A 19,957-nucleotide genomic window follows, 5' to 3' on the forward strand; every position below is an offset into this window, starting at 1 on the left:
TGACTGTTTAAATAAGGTTATGCCGCGTCAAAGAACGTATCATAAGCAGTTTATTCTATTTGTTATAATCTTGGTTGTTGGCGTTATAGTGTTTGCTTATTCGAATTCTATTTCAGATATCGCTGGTGAAGCAAGAAAAGCAGTAGCAGAGAAGCGCGATTCAGATGGACGAGAAAAGATGCTTCCAGCGTATGATCCTGAACAATGGAAAAAATATCAAGCTGAAAGTCAGTCACAACGTGATTCAGGTTCTCAAGGAACTCGAGAAACATCGGCTGAAAAAACTGAGCTTGAAACTCGTGAATCTTCTTCACAACCTGCATCAAAACCAGGTTCTCGCGGCGCATCAAAGCCTGGTGCAGGCAGAGAATCACCTTCTGATGAAGTTCCTGATGATGACATTTTCTTGGCAGATGGTTTAGAATTTCCTGATGGTGCATCGTGCAAACATGATGATCAATGTGAAAGTCATTTATGCGTTGGTGTAAATACTCCTGAAGGTGTTAATGGTTATTGTTTGCCTTGTGAAACAACGTCTTATTCTTGCGATGATAATGTTTGTCAGCTTCTTAATGAACAGCAAGCATTGTTTTATTGCGATGATGGCGAAGATGGAAATGATGGATATATATGTAATCAAGAACATAACTGTGTTACAGATGAAACATATACGGGCGAGATTTTACCAGCGTATGATGAATCTAAGAAAAATCAACGTCAAAGCAAACCTATTATTGAGCTTACTGAAGATCTTAAGAAATTCTACAAAGCATGTGTACAGGAGATGTGCGTAGATACTGAAGGCGCTCCTGATCCTTCTATTTCTGGTTCAGTTTTTGTAAGGAAAAAAGCTACCAAGCAAGATTTTGATAATTCAAATACTATTATTCTTACTAATAATGGTGAAGTTTATCAAAAAGAGACTTCTTTTGATCCTAATAAGGAATTTTATGTTTGCAATCAATATCAAGATTATTGTAAAACTATTTCTGGTGGATCTCAATTAATTGAGCAAACCTGCGGTTTTCAGCCAACTGAGCAATTTGGCGTTCTTAAAGTTTTAAAAACAATGCCACCTATTAATTGTGCTTGCGGCTGTCTTGATGGAATGTGTCTGCCAGAGCCCTGTCCTGAAAAATTGCCTGATCTTGTTGTGAAAGATATTCATGATTCACCTTATCAAAATATGTGTATAAGTTCTTTGACGTATGAAATTTGTAATCATGGTACTGCACCTTTAATTCAAGAATTTTCTATGCTTGTTTCGGCAAATAATAAAGAATCATTATTTCCTTTTAGCTTTGCTCAATACCCTGAATTGAATGGAAAATTAGATCCAAATCAATGTGTTGTTGTTCAGAATCAGAACAAGCTTTCTTTTGAAACTTTTAAGATTGAATATGACAAAATGTATGATGTTGCAGTTACTTTAGATCTTCAAAATGTTGTTAACGAATTAGATGAAACAAATAATGGTCAACAAAAATCAATCTTTGCAGGACCTGCTTATTTTGATGGCAATCAATATTGCTATTGCGGTTGTGATGCTGTTACTGGCAGCTGTTCTGAGTGCGCTAAATATCCTGATTTAGTTATTGAGCAGATTTATGGCAAAGCTCATGGTGAATATTGCGTTAATTCCTATTCGTTCAGGCTTTGCAATTATGGGGAAAAGCCTGTTACTGAATCGTTTACCATAACTGGTTCTGCAAATGGTGTTACTTCAGTATTTGAATTTAATTATGCAGATTATCCTCAATTGCAGGGAAGCATTAATCCCGGGCAATGTGTTGATGTGCTTAAGCCAAACAAACTTAATATTATTAAGTTCAAGGCAGCATTAGGAGAATCTGCTGAAGTTACTATTTCAGTTGATACTGATGGCCAGCTTGAAGAGATTGATGAGACTAATAATATCAAAACAGGTTCTGTTTATTCAGGCGATTACTATTATTATGATGGCGTAGAAGCGTGCAATGTGTGGTGTTATGACAGTGATGATGGTAAGGATATCTGGCATTATGGAGAAATGATTTACAAGTATAATGATGTTGTATTTGATGAAAATTATAATGATCCTGATCAAATTCCTTCTTTAGTCAATAAGGATTTGTGCATTGGTGAAAATAAGGTTGAATTAGCTGAACGATCTTGCGTTGAGAAGATTAACAAATATAAAAATACTGACAATTTCATTAATCCTTATCAAAGCGAAGTCATTAATTGCAGGGATTTAGCCAAACAAACCTGCGCAGCTGAAGGTAAAGAATGCGGCGGCAAATGCGATAATGGCATATGCGTATTTTTACCTAAGGATTTTCTTTCCTGCATTGATTATGAAGAAGGTCAAGATCCAACATTTAAAGGAGATATTGATTATACTGATGTTGATGGCAATAATGAAATTATTTATGATTCTTGCTTTAACACTGAATTTGTAATTGATATTACCTGTGGTAAAAATGACATGAAACAAAGTGACTGGATTAATTGTTATCGTCTTAAAACACCACAAGGCAAAGGACATGTTTGCGAAGATGGAAAATGCGTTGTAACTGATATTGATAATGAAGATTGTATTGCGCAGTATACTTCACAAACTCAGCCACCAGAAGATCCTTATGCAGATCTTCCAGCTATTTTAGAAATAAAATTACTCGGAGAAAAAAATTGGCATAGTAATTATTGTTCTTCTTGGAATGATAAAATTCAGCTTGTTTATTGCAATGGAAAATATCCTGACTGGAAAGAATATGACTGCAAAGCAGATGGCGCATTATGCGTACCAACTGAAAATGGCGCTAAATGTAGTTATGGTGATGAAAAACTTAAATCTTGCAATGAAGAAGGAGATTATGGTTTGGATTATGAACAAAAAGGCGAAATTCATTACACTAATGAATATGGTTTAAAAGATGATAAAAAAGATACTTGTAAAAATGATGATATCTTAATTGAATATTATTGTGAAGGTAATCAGAATTATATGAGTGAATATTCCTGCAAAGATCAAGGTATGGTTTGCGATAAAATAAGCGGAACTTGCAAGCAACCTAATGATGAGTTGCAGCAATGCAGTGATGGTGATCAATTAGAAGCAAAGCCACTTGAAGTTTTTAGCATTGTTACAAGTACAGATAAATTTGGCAATAATCTTAAAGGTAAAGATTGCTGTGTTAATCCTAATGATCCTAATGGTTGTGACCAAGAAGGAGATCTTATTAAAGAATATTCTTGCAAGGAAAATATTATGGAACAACAAAATATTCCTTGCGAAGCTGGCATGGGATGTTGGGAAGGAGCATGTGTTCCAAAGAAAAAAGAATGGGAGAAATGCGAGTCAATCGCAGGAACAAATAATGTATGGTATACTGATCAATATGGTCAATCAGATTATGAAGGACCTAACTGTGATGGTTTTAGCATAGAAATTCCTGTATGCAATGGCAATAAATTGAAATCGGATAATAAACCATGCCCTGCAAATACTGCTTGCAATGGGCAGACTGTAACTTGCCAGTCTTATAGTTATGATAATGAAAAATGTGAAGTTAAGCAGGATGGTGTTATGTATTTCACTGATAAGTTTGGTCAAACACAGGATTTTTCTCCTGCTTGTGACAGTGAACTTACGATTAGAAATCCAATCTGTAAAGGAAACACAAATTGGGATTGGGATTATGTAGATTGCGGAGAAAACCAGCATTGTGTTTATGTTGATGATAAACCACAATGTGTAAATGCCGATCCTTCGAAAATGCAGTGTGATGATCAAGAACAAGGGAAAAATATTTATCAAAATGCGCTTATTAAATCTACTGATACTTATGGAAGCAAATCATGGAATGATGATTATTGCGAGGATCCTGAACATCCAGGTCAATACTTGAATTATGAAAAAGCAGTGTTAGGAATAAGTAATTCTGTTATTGAATATTATTGCGATGGTAATGCTCTAAAAAAAGAAACAATTCCATGCAATAAAAATGAAGCTTGTTTAAATGGAATTTGCCAATTATTGCAACCTGAATTGCAAATGTGTTCTCCAGATTCAAGTTATGGAAAAGATGCAATTAAGTTTGTAAATATATTTGGTGTTGAAGATCATAATCTGCCTTATTGCGTAGATGATGAAATCTTGAAAGTTCCTTATTGTGATGGGAAAAATCAAAATTTCAAAAAAATTACTTGTGAAAAAGGCACTGGTTGCAATTGGAAAACAGATGCATGCGAACCTTATGATCTTAGCAAAGAAAAATGTGAGTCTTATGGTGATTATGGTTATAAAATCACTAATAAGTTTGGCAATGTTTATAGTAATCCTGGTTTTTGTTTGGATGATACTCATGTTAATAAACTTACTTGCACTAATGTATTTGGTGATATATTTAATAGCCAAGTTTCTTGTCCAGAAGGATCATTTTGCAAAGAAGAAAATATCGCTACTGAAGCAACTCAAGCTTGTCCTGCAGGTCAAGTATGCGAACAACCTGAACTAAAAGAACCATGGGTTGCTTGTTTGTATCCTGATGAAAGCAAAAAAACCTGCAAAGTTATTACTGAAAAAAAAATAGAATATACTGATGAATTTGGCATGAAACATCCTGATTCAAGTTATTGTGATGGCAATTCTATTCAACAGGCAACTTGCAATGGTAATCTGCCAGATAAGGAACAGATTTATTGTAATAAAGGATATTCATGTACTTATGATGATAAATCTAATCCAGTCTGCAAGAAAAAAATGTATGATCAACCTATTTGCAAAGGTCCTCAGAAAGAGCAGTTAGATCAATATACCAAATCCGGAATAACTTTTATTAATGAATTTGGCGAACTTGAGTTGTTTGAAGATGATTTGCCTACTGAAGATTTCTGCGCTGAAGTTTATTATAGTGATGAACCTGATGCTAAGAATCTTCTCTTTGAATTTTATTGCGTTGGAGAACATGATGCAAAGGTTAATGATGTCTATTGCGAGAAAGGCTGCAAAGATGGCGCATGTATAAAATAATAATAAAACTATTACTAAAAACAAAAGAAGACTTATTACCATGCTTGTACTGTGCAAGTATGTTACATTAATCTCTTTTCTTAACTCTAAGGTTTTTCTTTGCCACAGTATGTTTCTTTTCTTCATATCTCTTGAGCTTATGCTCAATTTCATGTTCAATTTTGAGTCCTGCTTTATGGAGGCAGTCGTTTAATTTCCAGCCTGTTCCTGCTGCTCTGAAGATTTGAGAAGGCGCCATTATTTTGCAAGTAACAGAGTATTTCTTCGTTGGACTGTTTTTTTTTAATGACTTAATATGCACGGTCATGCCAGCTTCATCGTTTATCAGCCTTTCAGCCCTTTCATGGTATTTCTTAGCAAGTCTGTTAAGAACCATCATTTCTTCAACGTCTAGTTCATCAGTTCCTATAAATTGTATGTTCTCCATCGCTTTTTTAATGTCTTTCTGATATTTAAGTTTTTTGTTTTCTTGCAGTTTGTCGAAGAATTCCAGATAAGGCTAAAAGCCTTATCTGGAATTCTTCGACAAACTGCTAATTGACTAAATCTTTATATATCACTATACAATCATTTATTTCATGAAATCAGATAAAGAAGTGAAGAAAGAGTTTAAGCTTGCTGCAAGCAAAGAACCTGACAAGTTTTATGCAACTTCTGTGTTGAAAAATCATGGTTTTACTAGGAAAAAATGCAGTTGCGGCACCAATTTTTGGAGTGTTGTTGAAAGTCAGCAAACCTGCGGTGATCCAGCGTGTTCTGGTGGATTTCGATTTTTTCAGTCTAATCCAACCAAAAAAAGGTTGGATTATATTCAAACATGGCTTGAATTTAGCAAACTTTTTCGGAAATTAGGATACACTCCTATTCAACGTTATCCTGTTGTTGCTCGCTGGAGGGATGACACTGATTTTGTTCAGGCAAGCATTTATGATTTTCAGCCGTTTGTTGTTTCCGGAGAAGTAAAACCTCCAGCAAATCCCCTTGTTGTGCCACAATTCTGCCTTCGGTTTAATGACACTGATAATGTAGGAATTACTGGTTCACATTACACTGGTTTTGTTATGATCGGACAGCATGCATTTATGCCGCCGCAAGAATTTGATCAAGCAAAATATTTTTCTGATATTCATACATGGCTGACCAAAGGACTTGGTTTGCCGCTTCATGAAATTACCTATCATGAAGATGCTTGGGCAGGCGGTGGAAATTTTGGGCCAAGCATGGAATTTTTCTCTCGTGGATTAGAGTTAGGTAATCAAGTGTATATGCAATATGAAAATACTCCTACAGGCACTAAAAAATTGAATATTAATGTGCTTGATATGGGTATGGGGCATGAAAGGAATGCTTGGTTTACACAAGGCACTTCCACCAGTTATGAAACTACCTTTCCTACTGTTTGTAAACTATTGTATAAAAAAACAGGGATTGTAGTTGATCCTGAAATTGTGCAAAGATTTTTGCCCTATGCTTCTTATTTGAATGCTGATGAAGTTGAAGACTTACATAAAACATGGCAATTTGTGGCGCATAAGATGAATATTGATATGTATGAACTTAAAGAGAAAATCCTGCCTTTAGCTGCATTGTACTCAGTAGGTGAACATTCAAGGTCATTACTTTTTGCCTTGGCGGATGGCGGCTTGCCGAGCAATGTTGGGGGGGGTTATAATTTGCGTGTTATTCTCCGCCGTGCTTTAGAGTTTATTGATAAATATGGGTGGGAAATTTCTTTGTCTGAATTAGCGGGAAAACATGCACAGTATTTACGCCAGTTATTTCCTGAATTGGAAGAACATTTACCTGAGGTAACGAAGATACTGGAATATGAGAAAATCAAATATGAAAATACCAAGCAAAAATCACGGCAAATTGTTGAGAAATTGTTTGAACAGAATGTTGTTGTTGATACTAAAAAATTACTTGAATTATATGATACTCAAGGCATCTCTCCTGAACTTGTAAAACAAGAAGGGCTTCATCTTGGCAAAGAGATAAAAGTTCCTGATGATTTTTATGCGCATGTAGCTTTACTCCATGAAAAGGATGAAAAAAAGCAACATGATGCACAAACTAAAAAAGATATTCATCTTGATCTTCAAGGAATCCCAGAAACAAAATGCCTGTATTTTCAAGAATTTTTATTGACAAAATCAACGGGAAAAGTGCTTAAGATCATTGATACCTATGTTATTCTTGATGAAAGTGTTGCTTATCCAACGTCTGGCGGCCAATTACATGATATTGGGATTATTAATGGAGAAGAAATGGTTGATGTATTTAAGCAGGGCAATGTTATGATCCATGTGATGAAAGAAAAACCACACGGCTTTAAAGCAGGTGACGTTGTTACTATAAGTGTAGATTTTAATCGAAGAAAACAACTTGCCCAACACCATACTTCCACTCATATTATCAACTATGCAAGCAGAAAAGTGCTTGGCAAGCATATTAACCAAGCTGGCGCGCGAAAAACTCCTGAGAAAGCCACTATTGATATTACTCATTATCAAGCATTAACTGATGAAGAAATGAAGAAAATCGAGCAGGAAGCTAACCACATCATCAAAGCTGGCATTCCCATTGTGAAAAAATTTTATCCTCGTGATGAAGCAGAGAAGTTATTTGGTATGGAGATTTACCAAGGCGGCGTTGTTCCTGGAAAAATGCTTCGTATTGTGGATATTAAAGGCATTGATGTTGAATGCTGCGGTGGAACGCATCTTGATAATACTGCCCAGGCAGAAGAGATTAAATTGTTGAAATCAACTAAAATTAGTGATGGCGTTGTCAGAATTACCTTTACTGCAGGAAAAGCTGCGCAAAGCCAGGTACAAGGTGAGGCTGCTATTTTAGAAACATTGACTGATTTGCTTCATTGCGAGATTGCTCAAATCCCTGGCCGCGCTTCTGAACTCTTTAATTTATGGAAGGATGTTGTTAAAAAGAAAAAACAGGTTGAAAGCAAAACATTGAATTCAGCTGAAGTTTATTCTGGCAATGTTCTTGAGAAAACCTGCGAACTTTTGAAAACACAGCCAGAACACTTAGTTAAAACAGTTGAGAGGTTTAAGAAAGAAGTGGGAATGTGAAATAGTACGTAATAAGTCTTCTATGGTTTTAGCGCCGGTTCAGCTTTTTAAGTGAATTTAGATTGGATTTTTCTCTCTGGCACTCCGAAAAATCCTCAAAATGAATTTAACAAGAGCTTCACAAAAGTAGGCGCTAAAACCCCAGACTTATTACGTACGTGAAATAATAAGAATAATAAACATAATTAATCAAAAAATTATTCCATTTTTTCATAACTACGAATTAATCGTGCCATGGTTTCTATTCCGTTACTAGCTTGTTCAAGTCTGAATTCTTCATTTGGTTTATGGTAACCGTCAGATAATAAACTTAACCCTGCTAAAACTACTGGAAGTCCTGGAAATGCTTCTTGTAAAACTACCATTGTTCCAATAGTACCGCCACATCTATTTAACACTGCTTTGGTTCCAAAAGCAGATTTGTAAGCTTCTCTTGCTAAAGTAACATAGGGATTATTTGGGTCAGTTTTAAACGCTTTTGTTCCTTCAAGTTGTATTTCTACTGTATTGTCAACAGATTTTGCAAGTTTTGCGTAACTTTCAGCTATTGCAGCAGGGTCCTGCTGATCAACTAATCTAAAACTTACCTTCATTCTTCGCTGTGTTTTTCCATCTTCTGTTTTTGATGAAAAACCATGCACTTCAAATGTTGGTTTCGTCCATGAATATACTCTTTGGTCAACGCCATCATTTGTATAAACAACTTTTATACCATTTGCGTCTAGATCTTTTGTTAAATCAACTTCTGCTGCAAGTTGTCTTATTGAATCCATTTCAACAGCGCTTACTTCTTCTACACCATCATAAAAACCAGGAACAGCAATTCTTTGAGGTTTATCAGCAACTGCATTTTCTAATGTTCTTGTAACTAAGACTGAAAATTTAGTTAATGCATTCATTTCATCAGTATCTGCTTTTTTAGATTCAAGATAAGAACCAACGATGTATGCTAATTTTGTTAATGGATTAACTGCAATGCCGCCAAAAATACCTGAATGCACATTTGAAGAACCCATTTCAAGTTTTAATTCAAGTGAATCTCCTTCTTCTCTGATTTCAATCGGAAGATTTTGCGCTCTTACATAGGTTAAAAAATCATCTTTAACTGATGATTCAACTCTTAATTTAACTAAACCATTTGCTGGAATAATAGTACTAAATTTATTGAAATCTTCAACACCACCTTTGTAATCAAGAACTTCAACAAGATTTCTTTTATTACTTTTATTAGTATCGACTAATGTTATATCACCGTCAACTAAACCTCTTAAACCGTAACTTACTGCAGGTAAATGACCTTCAAAGGTTGTATCAGAAACTAAAAGAACGTCAGGTTTTCCTACTAAATCTCCATGTTCTGCCATGAATCTTGGAAATGTCTTACTGCCGTCTTCTTCCTGTGTTTCAAGCACCCATGTTACATCAGGTATAGTGTATTCGTGAGTTCTTAAAAAGTTAAGCGCATGTGCTATGCAAAGCGCTGGTCCTTTGTCATCTGTTGCTCCTCTTCCTTTTGTAATACCCTCTTTTGTTTTTGCGTCAAATGGATCTTTCATTCCGTATTTGTCAAGATCAGTCCATGCAGTTAAATCACCAGGAGGTTGAACATCCATGTGATTGTAAATAAGAAGTTTTTTTGCATTAGGATTACCAGATGCGTGTTTAGCAACAAGCACAGGAAAACCATGATTAGGAACTGTTGTTACAGAAAATCCATAACTTGTTAATATGCCGTTCATATAATCAAGAATTCTTTGTAAATTTTGTCTATGTTCTGAATCTGCGCTTTCTGATCGTATCTTAATTGCTCCTTCTAATTGTGCTTGATAAACAGGCAATTGTTTTTTGACGTATTCACCAAGCTTCCTATCAAGAGCAACACCATCTCGGTCTAATACTTCTTCTAAAGCTTGTCTTTCATAATCTTCAATTGGTGTATCTTCAGGTACCCAATTAGGACCTGCTGCCCGAGGAATAGGCCTATCACCCATATTATCACCTTTGTTTTTATTGGAAAGAATGTTAACTTTATAAATTTTAATAATTAAACAATGTCTTTTGTTTCTTTTTAGTTGTTAATTCATCGAAATTGGTATCAAAAAATACTAATACTGAATCTGCTATTGGCTTTAATTGTTTTTCAATATAATGATCGTAATCAATTTTGTTTTTTTGTTTTTGTATTGGTTCAGGGCCTTCAGTGGTGATAACATATTCTATAATTGTTGATTCTAATTCAGTACCTAATAATCGCGCTGCTTTAACATGAGGGGGTGTTGTCTTGGTGTATTCTTTGACGTCTTTTCTGATTGCTTTTCTGTAGATTAATAACTTATCATGCTTTCCTTCTTTAACTTCTTTAACAAATTGTTTTACATATTCTTGAATTTCTTCATTCTTGAAAATTCGCTTTAAGATTTCCATTTGAAATTCTTTAGCTAAATCTGTCCAATCTCTTCTTACAAATTCCAATCCAGTAAATGTCATTTCTTCTTTTCCATCTTCTTCAAGAACAAGACCAGCGTATCTTTTTTTTGCCCCTAACTCTGAACCGCGTATTTTTGGAAGAATAAATTTCTTGAATACTTTGTCAAATTCTAGTTCTAAAAACGAAGGTCTATCGTATAAATCTTTAACTTTACCTTCAAAATATTCATTAATAAAATCCTGTATCTTTAACGCAATTGTTTCTGCCTCTTGATAGTTGTCTGCTTTTGAGAGGACAAAAATGGAATCGGTATCCCCATATACTACTTTATATCCCATTTCTTCTACGCGATCAGCTGTTTCTTTGACAATCTGCTGGCCAAAATGAGTAATTGCATTGCCTAATTCAATACTGTAAAATCTGCAATGAGGGTTGGCTAAGCATCCAAAAAAAGAATTCATCGTGATTTTAATAGCATAACTTGCAACATCATCTTTTCTCTTTTTTGCTTCATCCCTCATCCGCCATAATCTCTCGATAATCATCGGTAAAATACCATTTTCATTTCTAAATCTCGCACCATTAGGTGCAAGAATGGTGCCGTTTTTATCAAATGAATAAGGGTCAATATTAAATGTTCTAATAATACTTGGATACAGACTTTTGAAGTCAAGGACGATAATAAATTCATAAATTCCAGGATCAGGATCACGGACAAAACCACCTTTAATCCGTTCTTCTCTATCAGAGAACGATGCGGTTGGGCAAACGAGCAGTCTCTTCATAGTTTCCCGCAGGTAGAGATTATCCAATGATGCAATTGAAGAGCTCACGCGATCAGGCTGCATCCCTGTTAATAGTGAACGCTGAATGGTCAAATTAAGGAGATTCTTTTTCTCAAGGATTTCTATTACTAATCGAGTATCTTCTTGATTATAAACAGCAAGCCGTTCTTTGTCATGCTGATACATGGTTTCTATTTCCAGTCTTTTGTTAATGAATTGCTCTGTTTTTTTTCTTCCAAGAATTTCTCCTGCTGCAGTATCGAGTTTATAATCATTTAATTTAATAAATGCTCCTTTTAACAATTCAATTCCATCTAATACTTGTCTTCCTGCAACATCTGCATCCGAGCTTTTGAAAAAATCATCATATATCTTAATTGTTGAAGCCCATTCTGCTCTTCCTAATATAAATGGAATTTTATATTTATCAGCTTGCTTTTTAATTACTGCGAGATCAAAATCAATAATATTCCAGCCAGTGATGAAATCAGGGTCAATAGTTTTTATTCTTTCAAAAAATGTTTCAAGCAAGGTCTTCTCATCTTTGCATACGGTTACTTTTGTTGTTGATGTTACTTCTTTAGCGCTTACCATTAATACTTCGGATAGCTCAGCTAGTTCATTTTTTACATACCATGCAATCGAATAAATTTCAGAAGCATCGCCTTTTGTTTCAATGTCAATAGATAATGTTTTGAGTTTCACTTCATAATGTTCTGTCTGAGTTAATGCAGGTTCTTCATAAATTCTGCTGACAAAATGGCCTTGTTTGAAGTTGCCTTCAATGTTCATAATTCCTTTAATGCCTTTATCGATCATAAATCTATACGGAAATCTGATATCAGCTTCGTAGCAAACAATTGTATTTTCGTTGAAGAGTTTTCTTAATTCTGGAACTTCTTTGGGAATATTAAGAATAATCTTTACTACCTCTTCTCCCTGGAAATTTTTGAAACAAGGCAATGGTTCTTCAACTTCAAATTTACTTGCACCCTTGCCTAATTCCTGCGCTTTGTTGAGATCGGTTTTTTTAATCCAAAAATAAGGCTTGAAAAGATTAATCGTTAAGAAAGACTCTCCATTTTCTAATCTTCCAAATAAATAAACATATGCTTTATTTTCTATTATTCTATACGTTGGGTATACGACAAATCCATGCATATTAAAAGAAAATGATTGGTTATTAATAACTGTTTTGGGTTATTGTACGTAATAAGTCTTCTATGGTTTTATTAAAAATCACTATTTTTAATCCCTGAGATCCTTCGGATTCAGGTAGCGCCGGTTCAGCTTTTCAAGCAAATTTCAATTGGATTTTTCTCTCTGGCACTCCGAAAAATCCTCATAGTAAATATAAGAAAAGCTTCACAAAAGTAGGCGCTAAAACCCCAGACTTATTACGTACAGGTTATTAATATCTTTTTTTTCAATTCTTTATAACAGTATTCTGCAAGTGGCTTGAGATTAATAGTATCCTCATTGTTGTATTCAACTAGTCTGTTAAGATACTCTTCTCTTCCTGAAGCTATGTATGCGCGCCAAAGGTCAATTGCATGATCTCCTCCATAACCTTTCAGGTGCAATGGCCGGTGAATATTGAGTTTTTCTTCTATATGTTTTAAACCACCGGTTAAATCTAATTTTGCACAACAATGACGAAGATCTATATGAGGAATATTTGGGATCATATTTGGAGCAAATTTCTCCAGCATTGGAAGATCAAATGTTGAGCCATTAAATGTAATGATTAGCTTGTATGGCTGAAGCACTTTTTTAATCAATTCAGGATAAAGGCTCTTTCCTTTGATGAGGGTTTTTGTTTCATAACCATCATAAACACCTACCACTGTGATGTAGCCGTTTTGACCTGAAGTTTCAATATCCAAAAAACAAGCATCCTCTTTAAAATGCTCGTACAAGCGCCAGGTTTCTGTTGTTGGCAATAGTGGACGGAAGAATTCTGCATTATACTCATGCAACTGGTTAATAGCCTGCTTTAAAAATCTGTCAAAAAATTGTTTTTTTTCACTGCTGATTAAAGGAATTTTCTGCGCTCGCATAAAATCCTGCCATGTGTTAATATGAGCTTTCCATAGTTCTTGCTCTTTTTTAGCTCCTACTTTGGGCAATATTATGAATGATTTTTCTATCATTATAGCTTTTAAGCTATAATATATAGATTATATGTTTTCTCTTTCATATTTTATAATATTTATAAGAACAAAGTATATAAAGTATTTTTATAAAGTGGATTACAGAGCAGTTATTGCTCTGTAATCATATTGAAGTAGAAGGTGTATAGTGATGATGGAACTTGGTGGAAACATTAAATTAGACGGATTTTCTGACTTAAAACCAGCTGATCTTGTTATTGCAAAGAAGCTTATAGGCAATCATGTTAAAGAGATTTGCGATGCTCATCAGGATTTTAAAGATATTACGGTTAGCTTAAAACCACTTGATAATAAAAGCTATGAATTGCAAACATTGCTTCTTCTTGATAAAGAATATAAATCCAATGCTGTAGAACCAAATCTATATTTTGCTTTAGATAAAGCATTTAAAGCATTGCATCAACAAATACGATAACTTCTAAACAAAAAGTTGTAAAAATCTGTTAACTTCATCACGCAAATCAAACAGTGTTTTTGTATTTATAATCATATGATCTGCCATAACAATTGGTCCGGCTTGATTAAGCTTTTCAATTTGACTTATATCGCGGCTTATAGCTTCTTCCTGAGTTAATGGTCGTATTGATCTTGTGTTTAATCTCACATGCCGCACTGCTGGTGGAGCATACAGTCCAAGCACGATAAGATGTTCATTAAATCTTTCTTTTAAAAAAAGATATTCTTCCCAACTGTACATGCCATCAATAACTACATGGCTTGTTTGAATAGATTTTTCAATACGCTCAAGATTTAATTTTGCATAACCTGCATTGCCTTCTTTTTTTCTCAAGAATTCTCGTATTCGTCTTTCATTTTCTTCATTATGTTCAAGATTGTTTTTTTTGATATGTTCATCAGTGATATCGCCAAATCTGATTCGGTAAAATCCTGCTAATTCAATAAATCGAGAAGCTTCAGTTTTTCCTGAACCTGGCATCCCAACAATAGCAACAATTTTGTACTGCATATCTCTGAAAAACAATCCAGCTTTAAATAGCTTATCCATCGGTTCTGTCCCGAATCTCGGCATAGCCTCGGTTTTGGTGCTGTGATTATCTCACTTGTTTATAAGAAGGAAAAAATTCCCATTGGAATTTCCTTTTTTCTCGATTATTTATTCTTAAGATAATCACCAGTATGGCACCAAAAACTTCATTCGGGACAGAACCTATTCATCACAATCCATATATAGTACCATTACTTATCTATTCTTATGAAAGGCGTATTCATTATGGTTGATGGATTGGATGGCAGTGGTAAAGGCACTATTGTTACTGCGTTAAAAGAGCATCTTGAACAGCAGGGAAAATCAGTCTTTGACTTGCGCGAGTTCTGGCAACTTAAAAATGAAATTCCTACAGAACAAATGCTCGCTGATTATCAAGTCATTATTAGCTCAGAGCCAACGCATTCGATGATTGGCAAGGTTATACGTGAAGAAATTATTCAAGAAAATGGACGAGAGTACTCTGGCTTAAGCACAGCTCATGCTTTTTCCTTAGACCGGGAAATTCTCTATAAAAAATTGATCATACCTAGCTTGCAATCAGGAAAAATAATTATTCAAGAGCGAGGTGTTATTACTTCTCTTGTTTATCAACCTGTCCAGCATGAAAAATTATCTTTGATGGAAATTATCAACTTGCCTGGCAACAAATTAGCTTTAAAACATGCACCTCATCTGTTAATCGTTACTGTTGTGGATCCTGATACTAGCATGAAGCGATTAGATAATCGATCTAAGAAAGATAATGCTATATTTGAAAAAATTGTTTTTCAGCGAAAAATTGCTGAACGCTATCAAAGTGACTGGCTTAAGAAGTTGTTCGAAAGCCATGGAAGCAAAGTCGTTTATCTTGACACGAATACTGATGATATCTCAGGAACCTGCAACAAAGCTATACAATTGGTTGCTGAAGTTCTTGCATAATCTCAATTCTCAATTGCGGATAATTCCGTAAACATACTTCACGCAAATCTTCGAGAAATTGATCTGAAGGAGGATTTAGCGCTTGAAACCGCTTATCCATGAGTTTTTCAGCGTTTGTAAATTTCTTTAACTTCCAAATGCAGTCAATATCCTTTAATTCTTTTGCTATCTCCAGCACATCTTCTTTTTTATAAAGCAATGTTGGAATAATTGTTGTTCTTATTTCAAGAGGAATATTTGCACTCTTTGTTATCTCTAATGTTTTTTTAATATCATGTATGATTGTTTCAGAAGTGATAAAAAAACTTCTTGACTTTGTTATTTTTTCAAAGAGTTCAGGTACAAAAGTACTATTTAGATTAATTATCAAAAAATCAATTAATTTTTCTTCAAAAAGAGCTTTGATGATATCGGGCTTTGTTCCATTTGTTTCTAAACCACATTTTAAATTTTTCTCTTTAATTATTTTAGCAATACTCAACAGCGCTAGTCTCTGCAAACATGGTTCTCCACCAGTTAGTATTACGGTATCCATGCCAACTGCTTGTGTTTCAATTTCTCTTTTAATTTCTTTAATATCTTTTGCAAATATCTCATTATTAATAGTGTTCAAATTCTTGTCAGCTAGCCATCCAGCGTTAAAATTAGATCCAGAAAAATATACTGCTAAGCACATATGTTCTGACCACTCCACATTAATAGGAATGATCTCTTTGATATATGCCAGCATAAGAAACCCTCATTCTTCCTCTTTTTTTTCTTCTTCAACATTTTCCTCATCAAATGTCTCAAGTTTTTTTGTATTCTTGCTTGCGTTGTAGCTTATTGCCATGCTGTTGCCTCTTTTTTTGTTATTGTTTTCTTTTTATTTTCTTCCTGTACTGCCGAATCCTCCTTCTCCTCGTGTTGAATCGGGCAAGATTTCAGATTCTTCTACTTCAACAATTTCTACTTTGTTAATAACTATTTGAGCAATTCTTTCAGCTCTTTTAACGTGAAATGCTTCTTTTCCATGGTTAATGAGAATTGCTGCGATTTCTCCCCGATAACCACAATCAACGGTTCCTGGCGTGTTGACGATAGAAATGCCGTGCTTTGCAGCCAATCCACTCCGCGGGCGAACTTGGACTTCATAGCCAAAAGGCACTGCAATTTTTAATCCCGTAGGCACCATTTTAAATTGACCAGGTTCGAGAACAACGTCTTCTCTGCTGTAAATATCCATGCCTGCGTCTCCGTCATGCTTATAATGAGGAATAGGCAGCTCTTTGTCAAGTCTTGTGATAAGCACTTTCATATCTTTCACCCCATTAATTGCTGCAGTAAGTTGTTTTATAAAGAATGTTGCATTTCAATGTATAGGTTGTATTGGTATATTATTATTATTATTTATATTGTTAAAACCCAATCAATGGAGCAATATTTTCACTGACAATATTTTTTGTTTGCGCATCAATCTTTATGTTTAAAGTTTTGAATGATTCTGTAATGAAGGTGATGTTGTATATTATTCCACAACCTTCCAATTCTTGGAGAATAACAATTTCTTTGTTAACCAGTTCATTCTTGTACTTTTCTTTTTGACATTGAATTGCGATATCAAATGCGTCATCCATACTAAGCTTTACTTTTTTTAAGTCTAATAAATGTATTGTGGTGCTCTGCTTAAATGGTTTTTCTTCAACTACCTTTTTAACTTCGTTTTTTGTGTTAAATGCTGCTAATAAATCAGTTTCAGCATTGTAATAACCTACATCAATACCATTGCCTGTCATAAAAAAAATATGGACTAAATAGGCTTTTGGGTTGTTTTTTTGATAGAGCTTAAATTCTTTAGAATCATGTACTTTTTTTAATGTTTCAGCAATATCCATGCTCTTTTGAAAGTAGGGATATTTATAACTTTTTTCTTATCATTCCTGTATATTCGTATTCTTCAGGTGACAATCTTCTCAATGTTTTTTGTTTCCCTTCTTCAATACAATGAGCTGCTAATCCTGCCACTCGTGGTATGATGAATAATGCTTTCCCCATTTCAGGCTGAAAGCCAAGGTCTAAAGCGACAGCAGCATTAATACCATCAATATTCAAGGGAATTTTAATGCCTTTTTGTTTTTCTATCTCTTTTTCCATTTCTACAGCAAATGAAACATATTTGCTGATTGCTTTTTGTTTTTTAAGGACTTCAAGAATAGCTGTTGTTCTTGGATCTGAACCTTTGCATATTTTATGTCCAAAACCATAGAGTAGTTTTTTATTTTTTAAAGCATCTGCGACTATTTCTTTTGCTGTTTTGTTTTGTTCTATAGCACTTTTTATCATTTCCATTGCTTGTTCTAATGCTCCTCCATGAAGATCACCTTGCGCTAGTATTCCTGCAGCGATGCTCGTGTTTAAAGGATTGCCGCATGAACGAACTGTTCTTGCAACTGTTGTTGAAGGAGTGCCTATGCCATGATCAATGGTGGCAACAAGGATTGTGTTGAAAATTAATTCTTCTTTTTTTGAAGGAAGTTTTCCCTGTAACATGAGAAATATGGCTTGGGTGAAATTCAGTTTTTGAATCATATCAGTTAATTTGTACCCATGAATGATGAGTTCATTGTCTACTTGTCCTGATATATTGGTTTTCCATACTTTTTCTTTTTGTTCTGGCATTTTCTTTTATAGATTAATCTTATTTATAAAGTTAATCAGATACATTTAAATAATCTTCTTCATTTGAGAAGAACATGGCAAAATCATCGGATAAAGTTGCATTGGTTGTCTTTGTTATTGGTGTCATTATTTATTTTTTTGGGATATATATCCCTATTTTTAATACTCTTTTTAACTCAGCATATTTTGGTATAATGCTTATGATTTTTGGAATGGTTTATTTTATTTTACCGAGGGTAGCCAAATGGCTTTAGAAGATATTTTTACTTCTTCTATTCTTGAGTGGAAATCTTTAATTTTACTGCTTCATATTCTTGGTGTAGGTTACGTTGGATTATCCTTTATAGAATGGCGACGTGAAAGTGGGCGTATTTATGATGTACCTTTATTTGATAAATTCATAAGATCTATGTTATTAGGCTTTCTTACTTTCTATCTTTTATTATCTATTCTTAACATCCAAATTATCAATGATAAGGATGTTTTAGCTTTGATCGGTGGCAAATATGGTCTACTTGTTTTTGTAATAGATGTTTTAATATGCATTGGAATTAGTTATGGAATACATCTTCTCTTTTATTATTTGCCAAAGATTGACATAACTATTCATAAAAAACTATAATTAAAATCATTATTATAAATCCTACTGTTTTATTTTATTTGTATATTCCTTGCAATAAAAAATAATAGTAACAGAGAACTGTTTAATAAAATACCAATAATCCCTAAATACCATCCAACTTTAGCTGAGATTAATTGTTTTTCTTCTTTAGTTTTAGAAAGCTTCATTGCTAATAATCCTAATATTATCCCAGCGATAAATGTGATAATGAACAAATAGGTTTTCCATTTCCAGATGTATTTAATTGAAATATCATCTAAAAACAATATTAACTCAACAATTACAATACTGATTACACTTAGAATTCCATAAACAATAGGTGAGTTTTTAATCATTAATCTCTTTTTATCTAAGTTGATTTATATTTTTAACGCTTTCTTTACTAAATCAACCAATTCATGATGGACTTCGGCAATCATGACACCAGCATCCTGCAATGCTTTGATTTTAGCTTCTCTTGTGCCTTTGCCTTGTTCAATGATTGCTCCTGCATGACCTAATGTGACGTCTGGTAAGGTTGCTGCGAATTTTCCTGAGATAAATGCTGCGCATGGTTTTGTAAAACCGCCTGCGTTGATAAATTCGGCAGCTTCTTCTTCGTATGTTCCACCAATTTCACCGAACATAACGACTGCTTTTGTTTCTGGATCTTTTTCAAATAGTGCAAGGGCATCTTTGAAACTGAAGCCATTAAGAACATCTCCGCCAATGCTTATGACGGTTGATTGTCCCATGCCAGCTAGTTTGAAAATATATGCTGTTTCTGATGACATACCGCCTGATTTAGAAATAACACCAATAGTTCCAGGCGTGTATGCTTTGTTTGTTTCTCCGCCAATTGAACCAATCTTGCATTTTCCTGGCGATATGATGCCTACATTGGCTGGACCAATAATGGTTACTTTGTTTTCTTTTGCTTTTGCCAGGCAATAAGCAACGTCATGCAACGGAATAAATTCAGTAATCACATCTATCAATGGTATTTTGTTTTCTATTGCTTCAAGCATGGCTGCTTTTGCAAATTTTGGCGGCACAAAAATAACGCTTGCATTTACTTGAGGATGTTTTGTTAAAGCTTCTTTAATAGAATTATATACTGGAACTCCCTGCACTTGCTGTCCGCCTTTGCCTGGTGTTACTCCGCAGACTACTTTAGTGTTGTATTTTAACATTACATCGGCAGCCCGGCTTCCTTCATTGCCGGTAATGCCTTGTATCAAAACTTGTGTGTTTTCATCAATTAAGATTGCCATT

General features: G+C 34.4%; 17 protein-coding genes. 6 read left to right on the forward strand and 11 right to left on the reverse strand.

Going from position 1 to position 19,957, the window contains the following annotated elements:
- The first annotated feature begins 19 nt into the window (after positions 1-19).
- On the forward strand, positions 20-5,014 hold the full coding sequence (locus HYY69_06295) for a hypothetical protein (GenBank protein MBI3033058.1): 4,995 nt from the start codon (positions 20-22) through the stop codon (positions 5,012-5,014).
- Positions 5,015-5,081: 67 nt separating this feature from the next.
- Here the strand turns inward: HYY69_06295 and HYY69_06300 are convergent, their stop codons facing one another.
- Positions 5,082-5,441 carry a hypothetical protein gene (locus tag HYY69_06300; GenBank protein ID MBI3033059.1) on the reverse strand — a complete coding sequence of 120 codons (360 nt, stop codon included), beginning with the start codon at positions 5,439-5,441 and terminating at the stop codon, positions 5,082-5,084.
- A gap of 151 nt (positions 5,442-5,592) precedes the next feature.
- On the opposite strand from HYY69_06300, the gene alaS reads away from it, so the two are divergent.
- Entirely contained in the window at positions 5,593-8,106 is a 2,514-nt protein-coding gene (alaS, locus tag HYY69_06305) for an alanine--tRNA ligase (protein MBI3033060.1), read from the forward strand.
- A gap of 197 nt (positions 8,107-8,303) precedes the next feature.
- On the opposite strand, the gene HYY69_06310 is transcribed toward alaS, so the two are convergent.
- The 3 genes from HYY69_06310 to HYY69_06320 all read right to left on the reverse strand — a co-directional run bounded on the left by HYY69_06310 (position 8,304) and on the right by HYY69_06320 (position 13,472).
- Positions 8,304-10,097, reverse strand: coding sequence for a M20/M25/M40 family metallo-hydrolase (locus tag HYY69_06310; GenBank protein ID MBI3033061.1), 1,794 nt, complete (start codon positions 10,095-10,097; stop codon positions 8,304-8,306).
- A 46-nt stretch (positions 10,098-10,143) separates the two neighbouring features.
- Positions 10,144-12,480 (reverse strand): DNA polymerase II, encoded by a 2,337-nt coding sequence (locus tag HYY69_06315; GenBank protein ID MBI3033062.1) that lies wholly within the window; start codon positions 12,478-12,480, stop codon positions 10,144-10,146.
- A 236-nt stretch (positions 12,481-12,716) separates the two neighbouring features.
- Positions 12,717-13,472 (reverse strand): ribonuclease H-like domain-containing protein, encoded by a 756-nt coding sequence (locus HYY69_06320; protein MBI3033063.1) that lies wholly within the window; start codon positions 13,470-13,472, stop codon positions 12,717-12,719.
- Positions 13,473-13,623: 151 nt separating this feature from the next.
- On the opposite strand from HYY69_06320, the gene HYY69_06325 reads away from it, so the two are divergent.
- Entirely contained in the window at positions 13,624-13,908 is a 285-nt protein-coding gene (locus HYY69_06325; GenBank protein ID MBI3033064.1) for a hypothetical protein, read from the forward strand.
- Between the two features lie 3 nt (positions 13,909-13,911).
- On the opposite strand, the gene HYY69_06330 is transcribed toward HYY69_06325, so the two are convergent.
- A complete protein-coding gene (locus tag HYY69_06330) occupies positions 13,912-14,460 on the reverse strand; it encodes an AAA family ATPase (GenBank protein MBI3033065.1) in 549 nt (182 codons plus the stop codon).
- Positions 14,461-14,706: 246 nt separating this feature from the next.
- Between HYY69_06330 and HYY69_06335 the strand changes: the two genes are divergently transcribed.
- Entirely contained in the window at positions 14,707-15,423 is a 717-nt protein-coding gene (locus HYY69_06335; protein ID MBI3033066.1) for a deoxynucleoside kinase, read from the forward strand.
- Here the strand turns inward: HYY69_06335 and HYY69_06340 are convergent.
- The 4 genes from HYY69_06340 to HYY69_06355 form a co-directional block, all read right to left on the reverse strand.
- Entirely contained in the window at positions 15,392-16,153 is a 762-nt protein-coding gene (locus tag HYY69_06340) for a radical SAM protein (GenBank protein MBI3033067.1), read from the reverse strand. The two genes, HYY69_06335 and HYY69_06340, sit on opposite strands and share 32 nt — an antisense overlap.
- Before the next feature lie 135 nt (positions 16,154-16,288).
- Complete coding sequence (gene dut, locus HYY69_06345; protein MBI3033068.1) at positions 16,289-16,720, reverse strand: dUTP diphosphatase; 432 nt, start codon at positions 16,718-16,720, stop codon at positions 16,289-16,291.
- A gap of 100 nt (positions 16,721-16,820) precedes the next feature.
- Complete coding sequence (locus tag HYY69_06350) at positions 16,821-17,297, reverse strand: hypothetical protein (protein MBI3033069.1); 477 nt, start codon at positions 17,295-17,297, stop codon at positions 16,821-16,823.
- A 22-nt stretch (positions 17,298-17,319) separates the two neighbouring features.
- Complete coding sequence (locus tag HYY69_06355) at positions 17,320-18,081, reverse strand: citryl-CoA lyase (GenBank protein MBI3033070.1); 762 nt, start codon at positions 18,079-18,081, stop codon at positions 17,320-17,322.
- A 74-nt stretch (positions 18,082-18,155) separates the two neighbouring features.
- Between HYY69_06355 and HYY69_06360 the strand changes: the two genes are divergently transcribed.
- Both HYY69_06360 and HYY69_06365 read left to right on the forward strand, forming a co-directional pair.
- The gene (locus HYY69_06360) at positions 18,156-18,335 is read left to right on the forward strand and encodes a hypothetical protein (GenBank protein ID MBI3033071.1); all 180 of its coding nucleotides are present in this window, start codon (positions 18,156-18,158) and stop codon (positions 18,333-18,335) included.
- Positions 18,326-18,703: a hypothetical protein gene (locus tag HYY69_06365; protein MBI3033072.1), complete on the forward strand. Its 378-nt coding sequence runs from the start codon at positions 18,326-18,328 to the stop codon at positions 18,701-18,703. The genes HYY69_06360 and HYY69_06365 overlap by 10 nt, the downstream gene beginning before the upstream one ends.
- A 29-nt stretch (positions 18,704-18,732) precedes the next feature.
- Here HYY69_06365 and HYY69_06370 read toward each other — a convergent pair whose 3' ends face one another.
- Both HYY69_06370 and HYY69_06375 read right to left on the reverse strand, forming a co-directional pair.
- Positions 18,733-19,038, reverse strand: coding sequence for a hypothetical protein (locus HYY69_06370; GenBank protein ID MBI3033073.1), 306 nt, complete (start codon positions 19,036-19,038; stop codon positions 18,733-18,735).
- A gap of 24 nt (positions 19,039-19,062) precedes the next feature.
- Entirely contained in the window at positions 19,063-19,956 is an 894-nt protein-coding gene (locus tag HYY69_06375) for a CoA-binding protein (protein ID MBI3033074.1), read from the reverse strand.
- Between the last annotated feature and the right edge of the window lies 1 nt (position 19,957).

The organism is Candidatus Woesearchaeota archaeon (assembly GCA_016192995.1).
In the GTDB taxonomy this organism is placed as follows: Archaea; Nanobdellota; Nanobdellia; order Woesearchaeales; family DSVV01; genus JACPTB01.

Coding starts and splice junctions, on each gene's coding strand:
- HYY69_06320 (MBI3033063.1), bottom strand. CDS start 13,472: ATGATAGAAAAATCATTCATAATATTGCCCAAAGTAGGAGCTAAAAAA.
- HYY69_06370 (MBI3033073.1), bottom strand. CDS start 19,038: ATGATTAAAAACTCACCTATTGTTTATGGAATTCTAAGTGTAATCAGT.
- HYY69_06335 (MBI3033066.1), top strand. CDS start 14,707: ATGAAAGGCGTATTCATTATGGTTGATGGATTGGATGGCAGTGGTAAA.
- dut (MBI3033068.1), bottom strand. CDS start 16,720: ATGAAAGTGCTTATCACAAGACTTGACAAAGAGCTGCCTATTCCTCAT.
- HYY69_06340 (MBI3033067.1), bottom strand. CDS start 16,153: ATGCTGGCATATATCAAAGAGATCATTCCTATTAATGTGGAGTGGTCA.
- HYY69_06355 (MBI3033070.1), bottom strand. CDS start 18,081: ATGCCAGAACAAAAAGAAAAAGTATGGAAAACCAATATATCAGGACAA.
- HYY69_06330 (MBI3033065.1), bottom strand. CDS start 14,460: ATGCAGTACAAAATTGTTGCTATTGTTGGGATGCCAGGTTCAGGAAAA.
- HYY69_06365 (MBI3033072.1), top strand. CDS start 18,326: ATGGCTTTAGAAGATATTTTTACTTCTTCTATTCTTGAGTGGAAATCT.
- HYY69_06360 (MBI3033071.1), top strand. CDS start 18,156: ATGGCAAAATCATCGGATAAAGTTGCATTGGTTGTCTTTGTTATTGGT.
- HYY69_06315 (MBI3033062.1), bottom strand. CDS start 12,480: ATGCATGGATTTGTCGTATACCCAACGTATAGAATAATAGAAAATAAA.
- HYY69_06310 (MBI3033061.1), bottom strand. CDS start 10,097: ATGGGTGATAGGCCTATTCCTCGGGCAGCAGGTCCTAATTGGGTACCT.
- alaS (MBI3033060.1), top strand. CDS start 5,593: ATGAAATCAGATAAAGAAGTGAAGAAAGAGTTTAAGCTTGCTGCAAGC.
- HYY69_06300 (MBI3033059.1), bottom strand. CDS start 5,441: ATGGAGAACATACAATTTATAGGAACTGATGAACTAGACGTTGAAGAA.
- HYY69_06350 (MBI3033069.1), bottom strand. CDS start 17,297: ATGGATATTGCTGAAACATTAAAAAAAGTACATGATTCTAAAGAATTT.
- HYY69_06295 (MBI3033058.1), top strand. CDS start 20: ATGCCGCGTCAAAGAACGTATCATAAGCAGTTTATTCTATTTGTTATA.
- HYY69_06325 (MBI3033064.1), top strand. CDS start 13,624: ATGATGGAACTTGGTGGAAACATTAAATTAGACGGATTTTCTGACTTA.
- HYY69_06375 (MBI3033074.1), bottom strand. CDS start 19,956: ATGGCAATCTTAATTGATGAAAACACACAAGTTTTGATACAAGGCATT.